The following is a 16,122-nucleotide window of genomic DNA, read 5'->3' as shown; positions in this document are numbered from 1 at the left end:
GGCACCACGCGGGTGCCGGGGTTCTCCGGAAAGGTCAGCTCACGGCTTGCGGCCGACGACACCCGCGACGCACTTCGCCGAGTCGCTGAGCGGGGTGAGCCGCGGGCCGTCCGGCCACCACTCGTCGCAGACGGACATGCCGGGGCCGCTGGTCGCGTTGGGCGGCAGCAGTTCCAGGCCCGGCAGCATCCCTTCGATCTCCGCGCGTGTTCGGAAGCGGCCGGCGCCGAGCGGGCCGGACACGAGGATCTCCTCGATCCGCTTCGCGACGGCGGTCAGCTCCGGCACCTCGGGGTCGTAGAAGTGCGCGAGCGCCACGAACGAACCCGGTGCGAGGGCGTCGATGTACTGGCGCATCACCTCGACAGCGCCGTCGCCCTCGAAGTGGTGGATGGTGCCGATGTGCAGGAGGCCCAGCGGCTGCGAGAAGTCGATGTACTCGCGCACGGTCTTGTTCTCCAGCACCAGTTCCGGCCGGAAGATGTCGGCGTCGACCATGTGCGTGTACTCGTTCTCGGCCAGCAGCGCGCGGCCATGGGCGAGCACCACCGGGTCGTTGTCGACGTAGACCACGTGCGCGTCGCGGTGGGCGCGCTGCACGATCTGGTGGGTGTTCTCGGCGGTCGGCAGGCCGGAACCGCAGTCGAGGAACTGGCGGATGCCCGTCTGGTTGGCCAGCATCCGCAGCGCGCGGTTGTGGAAACCGCGGTTGCCGCGCGCGATGTGCACGGCCTCGGGGACGGCCTTGCTGATCTTATCCATGACCGCGCGGTCGACCTCATAGTAATGGTTGCCGCCGAGGAAGCCGTCGTAGATCCGCGCGATGCTCGGCCGGTTCGGGTCGACCCCCACGGGAACCTGGCTGGGCGACAGCGTGGACGGCGGAGCGCTGGGCATGGGCACCTCGCAAGGCGGCTCGGGGGCGGCTTTGACCCACTCAGAGTAGTACCTTGACCCCCTCCGGTTACGTGAGGTCGTCCGTTCAGCTGCACGTCGGGCGCGGAAATCGGTGCTACCTGCGCCTTCCGCGCCCGTCAGCCGCGGTGGCGGCTCGGTGGCTGCTGGTGGCGGCTGCTCCAGTCCTGGAGGTACGAGCTCACGGCCGAGCTCCAGAGGTCCCCCGACGTCGTGCCTGCCGACGTCCCGTGCGGCGCGCTCGGGTGCTCGCCGGCCGGCTGCCGCGAGGACTTCTGCCCCTCGGTGGTGCGCACGGTGGTGTGGTCCACCTGGTCGGTCGCCGTCGGCAGCGTCGGGCTCGCCGTCATGGTGGTGACCGCCGGCGGCGCCGACGAGGGCTTCGACGGCGCGACCGGCACTTCCGCGGGCCGACCGGCCGAGCCGCTTTCCGGCGCGGGCCACAGCGCCCACGTGCCGAGCCCGGCCAGCGCGACGACCACCGCGCCGGCGATCACCACGTACCGCGTATTGCGCCGGTTCGCCACGGGCGGCGAGGTCTGCGTCCGTTCGGCTTCGTGCTCGGGCCCCGCGGCGGAGAACATCGCGTCGAGCCCCAGCGGCAGCTCGCCGACGATCGACTGCGGTTTCGTGACCGGGCCCTCGCCCGAGGTGCGCGGCGCGGTGGCGGGCTCGGGGTACAGCCCGCTCGGATCGGGCTCGGGCTTCGGCCGCTTGACCAGCGGTGGCCGCTCGCCGTCGATGCGCGGCATCGGCGCCGTCTCCGACAGGCTCACCAGCTTCGCGACCGAGTCGAGCTCATCGCGACCTGCGCCGGGCCCCGTGCCTGCCATCCAGACCTCCAGACCGCCGGGGCCGCGAGCCCGCGGCACGACCGGCGGCAAGATCTTATGAACCTCCGCCCGATCGGGTAAACCCGCCCCCACTTGCTCACCCAGGGTGACGGAATTTCACGGGTGACCCACGGCCCCACGCACCGGCATGGGCCGGCTGAAGTACACCTCGACACCGTCCGTGCCCTGGATCTGGAAGCAGTACTTGCGCACCGGGTCCACCGGCACCTTCATCGTCAGCACGCGCTTCGCGAGCACCACGTGGTTCAGCTCGCCTTCACCCGACACGACCACCGCGAAGTCCAGCTCACGCGAGCTGGTCCAGGTCGGCGCGATCTCGTCGCCCAGGTCCTGCGGCGGCGCCAGGTCGACCCGCGCCCCGTCTTCACCGGCACCGCCGCCCGTGCTGCGCTGCGGCGACCTGGAGCTGGACCCGGCGCGGTTGGAAGCCCGGCGCGGCGGGGTGCGGCTGAGCCTCACCCGCACGCAGTTCGCGCTCCTGGAACTGCTGCTCTCGCGCCAGGGCACGCCGGTCAGCCACACCGACCTGCTCGACCACGGCTGGGACGCGATGGTCCACCCGGACTCCACCGTGCTGCCCGGGCAGATCAGCCGGCTGCGCGGCAAGCTGGGCGACCCGCCGCTGATCCACGCCGTGCCCGGGGTCGGCTACGTGCTGGCCCCCGGCTGATCCGGAACCGTCCACAGTGGAGTCCCCCGATCGTCGGGGACCCCTCCCGGAAGGGCCGGCCTAGTCTGCGCCCACCGGGGGAAGGGAGTCGGAGATGCGGGTTCGGTCGGCGGTCGTGCTGGGAGCGGTCGTGCTGGCCGCGGCCGGGTGCACCACGGGCGGGCACGCGCTGCCCGCGCCGTTGCCCCCGGTGCCCGCCGCCGCCCGGGCGCTCGTGGCGTGGTCGCAGACGGTGTGCACGAGCGTGCAGGCGCTGCAGGGCCTGCAGGCCGGGATCGACGAGGTGAACCACACCGCGGCCGACCCGTCGCAGGCCGACTTCCTCGCCTCGGAGATCAGCTCCTACGTCAGCGGCATCACGGGGCGGATCGGCCAGGCCGGGTCGGGACTGAAGTCCATGCCGCCGTCGGGCGTCAAGGCCGCGGACGCCTTCGTCACGCAGCTGCGCAAGTCACTCGACGACGTGACCAAGAAGGCGCCCCCGGAGACCACCGCGCAGCCGACGCTGGCGCAGGCCCGCGAGCTCGCCACCGCCGTCGCCGCGCTGAAGCCGGCGGCCGCCGACCTGACGACGGCAGTGCGCGGCGACGCGAAGCTCAACGCGTCGTACAACGTCGCGTCCGCCTGCGCGCCCCTGCGGCAGTTCGGTCCCGTGGACGACGCCGCGCCGACGCGCCCGCTCGTGGCGTGGGCGGACACGATGTGCGGCGCGGTCACCGCCACCGCGGCTCTGAAGGCGCAGAAAATCGAAGACCTCGTCATCACCGATCCGCGTTACGCCCGCCTCAGCGGCTTCGACCTGAGCAGCTTCATCTCTTCGGCCGGCTCCGGCGTCGCCCAGCTGGTCGAGACGCTGGGCACCGTCACACCCTCGGGCATCCCCGCGGCGGACAAGTACCACGACAGCCTGCTCGCCTCGCTGCGCGCGGTGGTACCGAAACTGCCGTCGAGCGATTCTCGGATGCCCGACCTGGACTTCCAGCCCGTCGAGCAGCTGAAACCACAGGCGCAGCAGATCATCGGGGTGCTGGCGACGATCGCCCTGCCCACGCCCGACCTGCCCACGATCGCGGCCGCGAACCCGGTGCTGGCCCACTCTCACGACGTCGCCCCGCAGTGCCGCCCGCTCGGCTCACCGCCCCCGACGCTGCCGCCCGCCGCCAACGGCACCGATCTGGGCGCGTGCGCCGGCGGCAAGTGCCAGGTCCTCGTGACCGGCCAGGCCGACATCACCGCGAGCGGCATGACGTTCACCGCGTCCGTCACCTCGAGCGGCGTCCGCATTCTCCAGGCCTCCGGCGAGATGAGCTTCGGTGTCGGTGGCAGCGGATCCTTCGGCACGGCGGGCCACATGGTGACCGTCCGCCTCTCCGGTGTCCTCGACGGCAAGGCAGTGCTGGACATCTCCACGGGGTGATCAGCGCCGGAGGGTGAGCTCGAACTCGCGGAAGCCGTGCCGGTGGTAGAACGCGAGGGCGTCGGTGTTGGCGGCATAGGCGGTTACCTCGAATCGGTCCGCACCGTTGTTTCTCGCCCATTCGTCGAATCGCTCGACGAGCGCGGTGCCCATCCCGGTTCGGCGTTTCTCAGCGGCGACTCGCATGCTTTCGAGAATCGCCGTGACGGCACCGGGGCGCAACGAGTCGTGCCGCCGGAGCCGGCCGACGAGGTGCCCGGCGACGCCGTGTTCTCCCTGTGCGACAAGGCAAAGCGCGTCCTCGTCGGTCAGCAGCGCGGTGTAGTAGGCGGAGCCTTCGCGCCGCGGCCAGGCGAGGTCCATCCGGTCGTCGTGGCGGCCGCCGTCCTCGCGGAACAACGCGTCCACCGAGGACACGAGCGCCGGAATCAGTTCCGCGGATACCGCGGTGACGATGTGGTCCATTCAGGAAACGGTAACGATGTCGATTAATCATGTAAATATCGAATGTGTAGTGACCTCAACCGGCGAGCTGGAAACGCACGCCGAGGCGACCGCCGAGACGTGCCGGCGGACCTGAGCGCTTCGCGGGCTCTTCCCGGGCCACCGACACCCTGGAGGATCCCGCCATGGCCCCGTTCCCGCCGCTCGAACCGTATGCGCACGGCCTGCTCGACGTCGGCGACGGCAACCGGATCTACTGGGAGACCAGCGGCAACCCCGACGGCAAACCGGTGGTGTGCGTGCACGGCGGCCCCGGCGCGGGCGGGACACGCAACAGCCGTAAGGGGTTCGACCCGGAGAAGTTCCGCATCATCCTGTTCGACCAGCGCGGCTGCGGCGAAAGCGTACCGAACATCGCGGACCCGGCGGTGAGCCTGGAGCACAACACCACCCATCACCTGATCGCCGACATGGAACGCCTGCGTGAGCACCTCGGCGTCGAGAAATGGATGCTGTACGGCGGCTCCTGGGGCGCGACGCTCATGCTCGCCTACGCCGAGCGCCACCCCGAACGCGTTTCGGATCTGGTTCTGATCGCCGCCTTCACCAGCACTCCCGACGAGGTCGACTGGCTCTACCGCGGCCTCGGGCGGCTGCTGCCCCGCGAGTGGGAGGCCTTTCGCGCCGGCGCACCCGAGGCCGAACGCGACGGTGATCTGCTCGCCGCGTACTCCCGTTTGCTCGCTTCGCCCGACCGAGCGGCGCAGCTGAAGGCCGCGCGCGACTGGTGCGCCTGGGAAGACGCCGTGATCGCGCACGAGATCAAGGGCAAACCCGGCCAGTACAGCGATCGCCCGGAGGAAGAGCTCATCACGCTCGCCCGCATGTGCGCGCACTACTACGGCCACCACGCGTGGCTGGAAGCCGGCGAGATCCTGGGGAACGTCCACCGCCTCCACGACATCCCCGCCGTGTTCGTCCAGGGCCGGCTCGACCTGAGTGTGCCGCTGCGGGCGGCGTGGAACCCTCGTGCAGGCCTGGCCGTCCGCCGACCTCGTGGTGATCGACGACTCCGGCCACACCGGCAGCCCCGCCATGGGGGAGGCGGTCACGAAGGCGATCGCCGGCTTCGAACCCGCGTGAGTCAGGCGCGGTCGAACGTCACGTCCAGCCGGTACGGACTACCCAGGCTGAGCCCGACCTGCCGCCGGATCTCCGCACCCGGGGCGAGGCTGAACCGTGTGGTCCGGGCCAGCAGCTCCTCGAACGCCACCGCCAGCTGAATACGCGCGAAGTGCAGGCCCAGGCAACGGTGGATGCCGAAGCCGAACGACACGTGCGGCACGTTCGGACGGTCGAATACCAGCTCGTCGGGCCGCTCGAACCGCGCCGGATCGCGGTTGGCCGCGGCGAAGAACACGGCGACGCGCTCCCCCGCCTTCACCGGCGTGTCCCCGATCTCGGTGTCCTGGGTGGCCGTGCGCGCCATGAACGCGACGGTGGTCTCGAGCCGCAGGAACTCCTCCAGCTCCCGCTGCCAGCCGCCGGGATCGCGCAGGATCGGCTCGACGTCGTCGCGGGTAGCCAGGTGATAGGCGATGTTCGCGATCACCCCGCGCGTGGTGTCGAGGCCGCCGAGGAACAGCGTGGTCACCATGCCGAGCCGTTCCTCGAGGGTGAGCGCCCGGCCGTCGATCGTCGCGGTGACGAGGGCGCGCAGCACGCCGGCCTCGCCGTCGTCCGGCTTCGCTTCGGCTTCGGCCAGGGCCTCCATCGCCAGGCCCGCGAGTGTCTGGAACGCCTCGGGACTGCTGGTCACCGCGGCCTCCTTGGCGGCCGCCACCCCGCGGTCCACGAGGTCGCGGTTGTCCGTCGCGAAGACGATCCGTGCGAGCGAGCCGGCGCTGAACGGGATCGCGAAGTCGCCCACGATATCGCACGCGCCGCGGTCCACAAAGGACTCGATCGCCGTGCGCGCGAGCTCACGCAGCTGCGGCTCGTACCGCGCGAGAACGGCGCGGGTGAAGAACGGGTTGAGGATCCGCCGGTACTCACGGTGGCCGGGCGGGTCCGTGTCGATCGGGATCACCCGCACCGGCACGCCGCGGATCGCGGGCTGCGCCGAGCTGAACAGCTCCGGCGCGGCGCAGACCGCCCGCACGTCCTCGTACCGGGTGAGCAGGTGGTAGCCGCCGTCGGCGTCGGTGTGCGGGACGGGACAACCACTTCTGGCGGCCGCGGCCGCCGCCAGCAGGTTCTCGCGCTGGTCTTCGGCGTACAGGTCGACGTTCGCCAGGATCTCCTCGACCGACTTGGCCACGTGTCCTCCCCACTCCGAGGACTCACCACCGTAGGGGCGCGCGGGGCACGCGGCATCGGCCGCACGGGCGGAAAACGTCGCGCGTTCGGGTCACCGGACCCGTCACGGACGCCGGTCGGGCCGATCGGCCAGCAGCGGCCGAGTGGGGTCCCACACCGTGCCCTCGGCGTGGTCGCGGCGCCGGCGCGCGATGCCCGACAACGCTTCCAGCACCACCCGGTTCGCGAGGAAGGACGTGATGTCCGCGTGGTCGTAGGGCGGCGACACCTCGACCACGTCGACGCCCACCACCGGCAGCTCGTACGCGATGCGCCGCACGGAATCCAGCAGCTGCCGGGCGGTGAGCCCACCCGGCTCGGGCGTGCCCGTGCCCGGCGCGTGGCCGGGGTCGCACACGTCGATGTCCACCGAGAGGAACACGCCGTCGCACTCGTCGGTGGCGATCCCGAACGCCTCGGTGAGGCACTGTTCGAGCCCCCGCGCGACGATCTCGGTCATCTCGTAGGACCGCATGCCCTGCGCGGCCATCCAGTCGAGCGTCTCCTGGCCGGGCCAGTAGCCGCGCAGGCCGAGCTGCAGGAACCGGTCGCCGCGCACCGCACCCGACTCGATCAGCCGGCGCATCGGCTGGCCGTGGCCCACGAGCGAGCCGAACGCGATGTCGCCGGTGTCGGCGTGCGCGTCGAAGTGCACCATCGACACCCGCCCCTGGCCGAGGTGCTGCGCCACCCCGGCCGCGTCCGGCCACGCGATCGTGTGGTCCCCGCCGAGCACCAGCGGGATCGCGCCCGTGGCAGTAACCGCGTACACCGCTTCCTGCAGCGAGCGCACCGAACGTTCGGCGTCGCCCGAGTACATCTCGACATCGCCGGCGTCGAAGACCTTCAGGTCCCGCAACGCGTCCACCCGCAGGGCGAGCGACGGGCGCGAACCGTCGGCCGGGAGATAACAGCTCTGCCGGATGTACTGCGGGCCGAACCGGGTGCCCGCGCGGTGCGAGGTGCCGCCGTCGAACGGCGCGCCGAGGATCACGACGTCGGCGCCCGCGTAGGTGGCGGGATCGGCCCAATCGCAGCGCGCTACGCCGAGGAAGGTGAGGTCCGGGCCGAACTGGGTGCCGTAACGAGCCATGACGTCCTCCTTGCGGGCCAACCTACCGCCGTGGTGTCCCGGTTTTGCCCCGATTCGCCTCCGCTCGAACCCCCGCGAAGCTCGGTTCGGCGCTGCTCAGCTCGCGAAGTCGACGGACCGGCCGAGCTCGGCCCAGCGCTCGTCCTCCGCCATCAGCTTCGTCATCCCGGCCCGCACCATGGTCACGGCGTCGCTGCCGAGCACCAGGTGCAGCGGCGGCTCGGCCATCTCCACGACCTGGAGAAACACCCGCGCGACCGCGGCCGGGTCGATCGGCTCGATGCCCCGCTTGCTCCGCAGGTGCTCGATCAGCGGGCCCATCGTGGGCTCGTACTCCGGCTTGTAGGGCCGGACCTCCATCGACGGTCCGGACCAGTCCGTGCGCATCAGGCCCGGCTCGGCCATGGTGACCTTGATCCCCAGGCCCGATACCTCGTCGTTGAGCACACCGGAGAAGCCCTCCGTCGCGAACTTCGCGCTCTGGTAAGCGGAAATGCCGGGCGCGGTCCCCCGGCCGCCGATCGACGTGACCTGGATGAAGTGCCCCGAGTGCTGCGCCAGGAACACCGGCAGCGCCGCCTTGGTCACGTGCACAGTCCCGAAGAACACCGCCTCGACCTGCGCGCGGAAGTCGGCCAGGTCGACCTCCTCGACCGAGGCCAGGTTGGCGTAGCCCGCGTTGTTCACCACCACGTCGAGCCGCCCGAACCGCTCCACGGCCGCCGCGACGGCCGCCTCGGCCTGCGCCGGGTCGGTCACGTCCAGGGGGTGACGCAGCAGGTGATCGCCGTAACGCTCGTCGAGGTCCTTCAGGGAGTCGACGTTGCGCGCCGTCGCCACGACGTCGTTGCCTGCCGCCAGCACCTCTTCCACCACCGCCCGGCCCAGACCGCGCGAACCACCCGTGACCAGCCACACCTTGCTCATCGTTCGATCCCTCTCGCCTCGAGCGGGGAGGCTCCCCGCATCTCCAAGTTAGCGCAACGTCGTTCTCTTAACAACACAACGGCGTTGCGGTAACCTGTGCGAGTGGTCACCTCCGACTTCCAGCGGGCGCGGCGCCCCGAGCACAAAGAGCAGCGGCGCGAGGCGATCCTCGCCGCGGCACGGCTGCTCGCGACCCGCGACGGCGTGCGGGCCGTGACACTCGGGGACATCGCCGGCGAAGTCGGCGTGCACAAGTCCGCACTGCTGCGCTACTTCGAGACCCGCGAAGAGATCTACCTGCACCTCACCGCTGAGGGCTGGCGTGATTGGGCAGCCGGGCTGCACGCGGCACTGGACGAGACCACCGGCGCGTCGCCGGCCGAGGTCGCCGGCGTCATCGCGCGCACGCTCGACGAACGACCGCTCTTCTGCGACCTCCTCGCCCACGCGGCGCTCACCCTCGAACGGCACGTGTCGCTCGAGTCGGTGCGCGCGTTCAAGCTCTCCGCACTGGACGCCGTCAAGGACATCGCCGCCCTCCTGACCCGGACACTTCCGGGGCTGGGTGCGGCGGGCGGACGCCACGTCGTCGGCGCCGTGACGTCACTGGCCGCCTCGTTCTGGCAGATCTCGCACCCGCCCGAGACGCTCGCGCAGCTCTACCGGGAGGACCCGCGGCTGGGCCACGGCGTCGTCGAGTTCACGCCGCGGCTGCGCCACCTCACCGAAGCCGTCCTCACCGGCCTGATCTCGTCAGCGCACGACGCGTAGCCACAGGTTCGTCGCGAGCGGTGCTTCGGTCTGCGACTTCCGTTCGAGGCGCACCGGATCGCCGCCGGGCCGGTCGAACAGCCGCACCCCGTCGCCCAGCAGCACGGGCAAAACCGACACGAGGACCTCGTCGAGCAGCCCCGCATCGAGGCACGCCCGCGCGACGGTGGCGCCGAGGACGTTCACGTACTTCTGCCCCGCGGCCGCCTTCGCCAGCTCGACACCGCGGCGCAGGTCGTCGACGAACGTCACGTCGGGCGCCGGCTCGGCGGGCCGGTGCGTCAGGACGAACTGCGGCCCTTCCCAGGCGCCGCCGAAGGCCTTGCCCTCGGCTTCAGTGTCGCGGTACGGATCGTCGCCGCCATACGTGCGGCGCCCGACGAGCAGCGCGCCGATGTCCGCCACCAGCCGGTCGATCTCGGGGTTGGGGCCGAAGAACTCCTTCACCCACTGCATGTCACCGCCCGGCCCCGCGATGAACCCGTCGAGCGACATCGCCGCCGAGTAGAGCAGCTTGCCCATTCCACACCTCCGTGGTCGTTTCCCGTACCGACCGGCGCGGGCACGGAAACTCATCGGTGCACTTTCCTATAGGATCGTGCACTGTCCCTGCCGAGTCAGCGAGGAGGACCGCGTGGCTGTGGTCGTGAAGGCCGAGGCGTTTCTCGTCGATCTCGAGGTGGAGCAGGAGCGCACCGACGCCGTGCAGGCGTTCCTCAAGCAGGAGACGGTGTTCGTCGAGCTGACCACCGCCGACGGCGGCACCGGGCTCGGCTACTCCTACACGATCGGCACCGGCGGCACGGCCGTGCTCGCGCTGCTTTGCGACCACCTGCTGCCCCGGCTGATCGGCCAGGACTCGCGCCGGATCGAGGCGGTCTGGCACGACCTGTTCGCCTCGACGCGGGCCACCACCGTCGGCGCGATCACGTCGCTGGCCCTCGCGGCGGTGGACACGGCGTTGTGGGACCTGAAGTGCCGGCGCGCGGACGAGCCGCTGTGGCGGGTCGCCGGCGGGTTCGCCCCACGCGTGCCGCTCTACGACACCGAAGGCGGCTGGCTGCACCTGAGCACCGACGAACTCGTCGCGGGCGCCCGGAAATCCGCGGCCGCGGGGTGGGGCGGGGTGAAGGTGAAGGTCGGCAAGCCCACCGCCCACGAGGACCTCGAGCGGCTCAGGGCCGTGCGCGAGGCCGTCGGGCCGCGGTTCGACCTGATGGTGGACGCCAACCAGTCCCTCACCGCGGCGGAGGCGATCCGGCGGACGAAGGCGTTCGAGGCGGTGGACCTGCTCTGGTTCGAGGAGCCCCTGCCCGCCGACGACGTCGCCGGTCACGCCCGGTTGGCCGCGGCCACGCCGATCCCCGTCGCCGTCGGGGAGTCCCTTTACTCCGTGGCGCAGTTCCGCGACTACCTCCACCGTGGTGCGGCCTCGATCGTGCAGGTCGACGTCGCGCGCGTCGGCGGGATCACGCCGTGGCTCAAGGTCGCGCACCTGGCGGAGGCGTTCAACGTCCAGGTGTGCCCGCACTTCCTGATGGAGCTGCACGTCAGCCTGACCGCCGCGATTCCCCACGGCCGCTACGTCGAGCACATCCCGCAGCTGCGCGCCATCACGACGGGCGAGATGACGATCTCCGACGGGCACGCCGTCGCCCCGGAGACGCCGGGCCTGGGCATCCCGTGGAACCGCGACGCGATGGACGATCGCCGGGTGGCCTGACCAACGCGAGGAGACCGGCCGCGGGGACCAGCGCCAGCGCCAGTGCGGCGGTGGCGCCCCCACCGTCCGCCACTCGTCCGGCGATGGAGGCCGCGAGAGCAGAACCGGCTGCGCCGGCGGAGTTGTTCCAGGTGAACGCCTGGGTGAGCGCTGCGGGGTGCACGGACTTCTCGGTCTCGACGTTCAGCAGGACGAGTGCGGGCGGGATCGCCGCCTCGGTGAGGGCGAGGGCGGCGGCGAGCCAGAGTGCGTTGGGGGCGAGGGGAAGCAACACCGATGCACCGGTGAGGTAGGCGCTGGTTCTGAGGAGCCGGCGCCGGGCGGGGGTGCGGTGGTGGCGCAGTCCGTAGATCCAGCCGGACAGCAGCCCACTGACGCCGGCCACGGCGACGATCGGTGCGGCCGGGGCGCCGTGATCGAGGGCGAAGGCGCTCACCGAGACCTGCGTGGTGCCGAAGTACATGCCGAGGGCCAGATTCATCAGGGCGATCCGGGCGAAGGCCGGGCGAAGCAGGGTTTGTCCTGTGTGGAGGGTCTTCGCGGGCTTGGGTGCCGTGCGGTGCCGGCCGGCCAGCACCGCTCCCCCGCCGAGAATCAGGCTCGCCGCGACGGCGGTGGCCAACGTCTCGTCACCGGCCGCGCCGAACGAGGTGACCAGCACCGGCCCGAGGAGGAACGCGGTGGCGTTGGCCAGCGACTCCAGTGAGAAGGCGGTGGGCAGCTCTTCGGTCCGCTCTCGCAACAGGTACGCCCACCGTGCCCCGGAGAGCGCACCGAGCTGCGGCACGACCGCACCGGCACAACTCGCGGCTACGACCTCCGCCGCCACGCTGGAGGACCCCAGCACCACGGCGATCGCGCCGCCGTGCACGACGAGACAGCACGGCAGCACGCGCGTCTGCCCGAGCGCGTCGACGAGCCGGGCGACCTGCGGCCCCCACAACGCCTCGGCAAGAGCGAACCCGCCCCCGGCGAGCCCGGCCGTGCCGTACGACCCGGTGCGCGCATGCACCAGCCGCACCAGGCCGAGCCCCGTCATGGCAATCCCCACGCGCCCCACCGCGGCTGCCACGAAGAACGCAGCCGCACCCCGCGTGCACAACAGCGACCGATAACGACCGGCGCCCGACATCGACATTCCTTCACGCCACCCGACGGGGCGAACCACGATCGCCACGCGACCCGAGGCCCTCGTCGCCGGGGGAAGGTAAGGCCCGAACCAATGCGGGCCCGGGCGACTCCCACGAACCTAGCAGCGCACGACCGGTCGCCGGCTACCGAAATCCGGTGCGGTCAGGCGGCTCCCCCTGCCGGGCCCGACGCGAAGCGCGCCATGAGCAATCTCGCGCCCGTCGCCTGAGGACCGGTCGCGCCGCCGGGCGCGAACGGTCGAGACGGCTGAGCACCACGACTGGGTCGCGGCGACCTCGCTTCAGGCGAACGCCAGCCGGCCGGCGACCCGGCCGGCGCGGTCAGACCCGGCCGCGCTGCTTGAGCAACCGCCGCCCCGCCGAGCGCGAGCGGCCGGTGCTCGTGGCGGTGGCCTGGGCCGCGCGGCCGTCGTGCGAAGCGAATCAGTGCCCGTGCACAACCCCGATCAGTCCTCTTCGGACCGGCCGGGCCCGCCGTCGTAGGCGCTGTGCAGCCGGACCCGCGAACGGTCCAGGTGCGTCCGCATCGCGGCCGCCGCGGAGGGGCCGTCGTGCAAGGCGATCGCCTCGACGATGGCAGCGTGTTCGCGCGTCGTCTCGGCGGCGATGCCCACTCGGAAGTACAGGCGGTAGCCGTGGGTGTGGGTGTGGAGGCGGGCGAGGGCGTCGGCGATGAGAGGGTTGCCCGAGGCCTCCGCGATGACGCGGTGGAGGCGCGCGTCGAGGACGGCGAAGTCGCGATAGGCGTGGTAGTCCTCGCCGGCGGGGTGGGCGGACATGGCCGCGCAGGCGGAGCGCAGGGAAGACACCTCGGCCTTCGAGGCGGCGCCCGCTGCGAGGCGGGCGGCCTCGGGCTCCAGGAGGACACGAACGTCGAAGAGGTGGTCCAGCTCGGTCTCGTCGAGGACGGGCGCGACGACGTAGCCGGCGTTGGGCCGGGTCGCGACGAGGCCGTCGGACTCGAGTTTGGTGAGGGCCTCGCGCACGGGGGTCGGCGAGACGTCGAGGCGGCGGGCGATGCCGTCGATCGACAGGCGGCTGCCGGGAGCGACGTCGAGATCCATGAGCATCGCCTTGAGTGCCTCGTACACGCTGTCGCGCAGGATGGTGCGCGGCGGCAGCGTCAGCCTCGGGTGCTCGGGCAGGTCCACCGCAGGGTTCTTCCGTCGCGCCACCCGGAAAGCGTAGTCCCCCGCGAAGCCTCAGCGGCGCGCCAGTCGGCGGTTCACGGCGGTGTGGCAGCCGAGGCACGCGGGCACGGCCCGCACGTCGGTGCCGGACACCAGCGCGACCGTGGCACCCGGCACGGCGAGCTCGTCGCACACCGAATGGTGGTGTCCCAGTACCGAACACACGCACCGGCACAGCTGGACGGTCTGCCTCGTTTCCGCGGCCATCGGAGCCCTCCTCCCGGAAATCCCCAGTAGGAGAGTGATAGCGCCTCCGCCGCCCGAAGGGCGCCAGCGGTCTCAGAGGAAGGTCGCGAAGGGCACGGTTCGTGCGCGGATGTCAGTTTTCCCGGGTCGGCACGGGGGCCGATACGGGGGCCGGCACCGGCGGCAACCCGGCCCGGATCTGCCGGTAGAGCCGCGGCCCCGGCGACGCGAGTGCCGGAGACGGACGCAGCTCCATCGGGCCGGTGGCCGTCAGATCGCGCAGCACCAGGTACAGGTGGCTCAACGCCAGCAGCACTGGATCCTTCGCCCGGTCCCCCGGAGCCGCCGGCGTGTACGCGAACAACGCCACGTCGGCGCTCGCCAGCGGACCGCGCACCGCCGTGGCAGGCTCGCCCACCGGCGTCGCGGCCAGTTCCTCGACGGCCGCCGCCAGCGCGGTGCACGCCGCGACCGGGCCTTCCGGGTGTGCGCTGTACGCGCCTTCCGGCCAGCGGACGGCGACGCTGAGCGCGCGGCCGTGCGTGGCCAGCGCCGCGTAGAGCGCGAGCCGGTGCCGCAGCTTCGGCGAGTCCGTGCCGCCCAGGATGGGCCGGGTCAGCGGCCGCGCGACGAGCGCGAGCTGGTAGCGGCGGTGGTCCAAGGCGCGCGCGAGGGCGTCGAAATCGGGCTGCGGGTCCACGGCCTTGCCGTGCTCCAGCCGCTCGGCCGCGGCCTTGAGGATGTCGCCCAGGGCCGTCAGCAGGTTGTTCCGTGCGTTGCGCACGGTGTCCCGGGTGGACAGTGGGATCACCAGCACCGCGACGACCAGCCCCGCCACAGCGCCGGCCGCGGTCTCCTCGAGTCTCAGTACGAGCAGCCCCGCGGAGAACTCGTTGAGCACGCTGTAGAGCTGCCCGACCATGATCGTGACGAAGAAGATCATGTACGCGTACGAGATCTGGATCAGGTAGAACCCGAAGAACATCGCGCCGCAGATCGTCACCAGCACGGCGGCGGTGTTGCCCGCGGTCAGCTCCGCGAACCCGACCGACGCGAGCAACCCCACCAGCGTGCCGAGCACACGGTTGAAGCCCTTGATGAACGTCTCGGTGCGCGTGGCCGTGCCGGTGAACATGAAGAACGCCGCCAGCACCGCCCAGTAGTACCGCGCGTCGGACAGTTCCTTGCCGATGAGGATCGCGAGCCCGCCCGCGACCGCGCTCTGCACCGCCTGCCGCGTGATGAAGTCCAACCGTGCCAAGGGGTTCCACTTCGACTGCCGAGCCGGCACGTCGCCCGCCGCGGCGGGCGAGCCGGGCAGGTTGCCGAACGCGAGCCCGACGGCCGGCGCGAAGTCGTCCTCCGGTTCGGCCTCGATCTCCTCGGGCTTCGGCGCGGCGTCGAACACCGCCACGACCTCCAGGGCTGCCGCCGCGAAGTGCCGTGCGGGCCACCAACCGCCCGCGGCACCGCCGGCGCCCTCGGCGTGGCCCGCGAGCCGGTAGGCGACCTCGCTCGCGCCGCGGTCGTCGCGGCGGGCCAGGCGGTCGGCCACCTCGGCGGCGAGCACGGTAAGGCCCGAACCGCTGCGCACCAACGAGTCGGCGGCCGTGGCGAGCTCGTCGAGCAAGTGGTGCGCGTCGACCATCTGACGTCGCAGCGAAGCCGCCGAACGCCCGCGCGGCACCGCGCCCGGCTGAGCCGACCAGCCCTCGACCATCAGCGCTGTGTCGGCGAGGCGCGCCTGCCGCCGTTGCAGGCGGCGGCGCAACCGCGCCTCCTCCTTGGGCTCGCGGTTGGCGAGCAGGTCGGCGCACGCGCGCGCCACCGCCCGGCCACGCGCGTCGAACGCGCGCAACACGCGGCGCAGCGTTTTCGTCGTGTTGGTGCGGAAGACGGTCAGGAAGAGCAGCAGCAGCCACACCGTCGCCACGACCACCGCGAGCAGCAGGCCCGGGAGCGTCGCGAACGTCGCGTGAAGGAACGCCGCGAAGAAGTAGCCCATCCAGCCCATGAAGCCGTAGAAGAAGAAGGGCCCGCCGAACTTGCGGACGTACACCGACGTGAACATCACGAGCACGAACACGACGAGCATCAGGGTGCCGTTGTCACCGACGAGCACGCCAAGCGTCATGCCCGTGCCGAGCGCGACCGGGAAAAACGCCGCCGTGCGGGTCTTGACCCACGCTCCGCCGTCGCCCAGCGCCATCGAGCCCATCATCCCGACGACCGCGCCGAGCAGCATCGAGGTGAGCGTGCCCATCGCGTCGGCACCCGTGAGCTTCGCCACGAGGTACTCGACTCCCAGGGCACTGGCCATGCCGATCGTCGCGGAACCGGCCGATCTCAACCGGTTGAGACCCGGATCCGAAGCGACGACCCTGTCCCGGAACTCCCTGGCCGTGGGCAGCACAAAACCCGCC

16 protein-coding genes and 1 pseudogene are annotated in these 16,122 nt (G+C 71.7%); 5 read left to right on the top strand and 12 right to left on the bottom strand.

What is annotated here, in order from left to right:
- Positions 1–39: 39 nt before the first annotated feature.
- The 3 genes from AB0383_RS10025 to AB0383_RS10015 all read right to left on the bottom strand — a co-directional run bounded on the left by AB0383_RS10025 (position 40) and on the right by AB0383_RS10015 (position 2,234).
- Positions 40–897 carry an SAM-dependent methyltransferase gene (locus AB0383_RS10025; protein WP_366186428.1) on the bottom strand — a complete coding sequence of 286 codons (858 nt, stop codon included), beginning with the start codon at positions 895–897 and terminating at the stop codon, positions 40–42.
- Positions 898–1,034: 137 nt separating this feature from the next.
- Positions 1,035–1,748, bottom strand: a complete 714-nt coding sequence (locus AB0383_RS10020; RefSeq protein ID WP_366186426.1) for a hypothetical protein — start codon at positions 1,746–1,748, stop codon at positions 1,035–1,037.
- Between the two features lie 117 nt (positions 1,749–1,865).
- A complete protein-coding gene (locus AB0383_RS10015) occupies positions 1,866–2,234 on the bottom strand; it encodes a hypothetical protein (RefSeq protein WP_366186424.1) in 369 nt (122 codons plus the stop codon).
- On the opposite strand from AB0383_RS10015, the gene AB0383_RS10010 reads away from it, so the two are divergent.
- Both AB0383_RS10010 and AB0383_RS10005 read left to right on the top strand, forming a co-directional pair.
- On the top strand, positions 2,212–2,439 hold the full coding sequence (locus AB0383_RS10010; RefSeq protein ID WP_366186422.1) for a winged helix-turn-helix domain-containing protein: 228 nt from the start codon (positions 2,212–2,214) through the stop codon (positions 2,437–2,439). The two genes, AB0383_RS10015 and AB0383_RS10010, sit on opposite strands and share 23 nt — an antisense overlap.
- A 94-nt stretch (positions 2,440–2,533) precedes the next feature.
- A complete protein-coding gene (locus AB0383_RS10005; RefSeq protein ID WP_366186420.1) occupies positions 2,534–3,856 on the top strand; it encodes a hypothetical protein in 1,323 nt (440 codons plus the stop codon).
- On the opposite strand, the gene AB0383_RS10000 is transcribed toward AB0383_RS10005, so the two are convergent.
- Complete coding sequence (locus tag AB0383_RS10000; protein ID WP_364177970.1) at positions 3,857–4,321, bottom strand: GNAT family N-acetyltransferase; 465 nt, start codon at positions 4,319–4,321, stop codon at positions 3,857–3,859. It lies immediately after the preceding gene.
- Positions 4,322–4,485: 164 nt separating this feature from the next.
- Between AB0383_RS10000 and pip the strand changes: the two genes are divergently transcribed.
- A complete protein-coding gene (gene pip, locus AB0383_RS09995; protein WP_366186417.1) occupies positions 4,486–5,583 on the top strand; it encodes a prolyl aminopeptidase in 1,098 nt (365 codons plus the stop codon).
- A gap of 23 nt (positions 5,584–5,606) precedes the next feature.
- On the opposite strand, the pseudogene AB0383_RS09990 reads toward pip, so the two are convergent.
- The 3 genes and pseudogenes from AB0383_RS09990 to AB0383_RS09980 form a co-directional block, all read right to left on the bottom strand.
- Positions 5,607–5,789 (bottom strand): annotated as a pseudogene (locus AB0383_RS09990) (cytochrome P450); the annotation flags it as partial.
- Between the two features lie 933 nt (positions 5,790–6,722).
- Positions 6,723–7,751: an agmatinase gene (gene speB, locus AB0383_RS09985; RefSeq protein WP_364177978.1), complete on the bottom strand. Its 1,029-nt coding sequence runs from the start codon at positions 7,749–7,751 to the stop codon at positions 6,723–6,725.
- 96 nt (positions 7,752–7,847) lie between these two features.
- On the bottom strand, positions 7,848–8,678 hold the full coding sequence (locus AB0383_RS09980) for an SDR family NAD(P)-dependent oxidoreductase (RefSeq protein ID WP_364177981.1): 831 nt from the start codon (positions 8,676–8,678) through the stop codon (positions 7,848–7,850).
- 102 nt (positions 8,679–8,780) lie between these two features.
- On the opposite strand from AB0383_RS09980, the gene AB0383_RS09975 reads away from it, so the two are divergent.
- Entirely contained in the window at positions 8,781–9,449 is a 669-nt protein-coding gene (locus AB0383_RS09975) for a TetR family transcriptional regulator (RefSeq protein ID WP_366186415.1), read from the top strand.
- On the opposite strand, the gene AB0383_RS09970 is transcribed toward AB0383_RS09975, so the two are convergent.
- Complete coding sequence (locus tag AB0383_RS09970; protein ID WP_364177986.1) at positions 9,432–9,971, bottom strand: dihydrofolate reductase family protein; 540 nt, start codon at positions 9,969–9,971, stop codon at positions 9,432–9,434. The two genes, AB0383_RS09975 and AB0383_RS09970, sit on opposite strands and share 18 nt — an antisense overlap.
- Positions 9,972–10,083: 112 nt before the next feature.
- Between AB0383_RS09970 and AB0383_RS09965 the strand changes: the two genes are divergently transcribed.
- Positions 10,084–11,172: a mandelate racemase/muconate lactonizing enzyme family protein gene (locus AB0383_RS09965; protein ID WP_366186413.1), complete on the top strand. Its 1,089-nt coding sequence runs from the start codon at positions 10,084–10,086 to the stop codon at positions 11,170–11,172.
- Here the strand turns inward: AB0383_RS09965 and AB0383_RS09960 are convergent.
- The 4 genes from AB0383_RS09960 to AB0383_RS09945 all read right to left on the bottom strand — a co-directional run bounded on the left by AB0383_RS09960 (position 11,063) and on the right by AB0383_RS09945 (position 16,019).
- A complete protein-coding gene (locus AB0383_RS09960) occupies positions 11,063–12,304 on the bottom strand; it encodes an MFS transporter (RefSeq protein ID WP_366186411.1) in 1,242 nt (413 codons plus the stop codon). The genes AB0383_RS09965 and AB0383_RS09960 overlap by 110 nt on opposite strands.
- 465 nt (positions 12,305–12,769) lie before the next feature.
- A complete protein-coding gene (locus tag AB0383_RS09955; RefSeq protein WP_366186409.1) occupies positions 12,770–13,498 on the bottom strand; it encodes a GntR family transcriptional regulator in 729 nt (242 codons plus the stop codon).
- Between the two features lie 27 nt (positions 13,499–13,525).
- Entirely contained in the window at positions 13,526–13,720 is a 195-nt protein-coding gene (locus AB0383_RS09950) for a hypothetical protein (RefSeq protein WP_366186407.1), read from the bottom strand.
- Between the two features lie 112 nt (positions 13,721–13,832).
- Complete coding sequence (locus AB0383_RS09945) at positions 13,833–16,019, bottom strand: FUSC family protein (protein WP_366186405.1); 2,187 nt, start codon at positions 16,017–16,019, stop codon at positions 13,833–13,835.
- Between the last annotated feature and the right edge of the window lie 103 nt (positions 16,020–16,122).

It is taken from the genome of Amycolatopsis sp. NPDC051373, from assembly GCF_040689465.1.
Taxonomy (GTDB): Bacteria; Actinomycetota; Actinomycetes; order Mycobacteriales; family Pseudonocardiaceae; genus Amycolatopsis.
The sequence above is the reverse complement of the archived record's forward strand: the minus strand, read 5'-3'. Positions and strand labels throughout refer to the sequence as shown.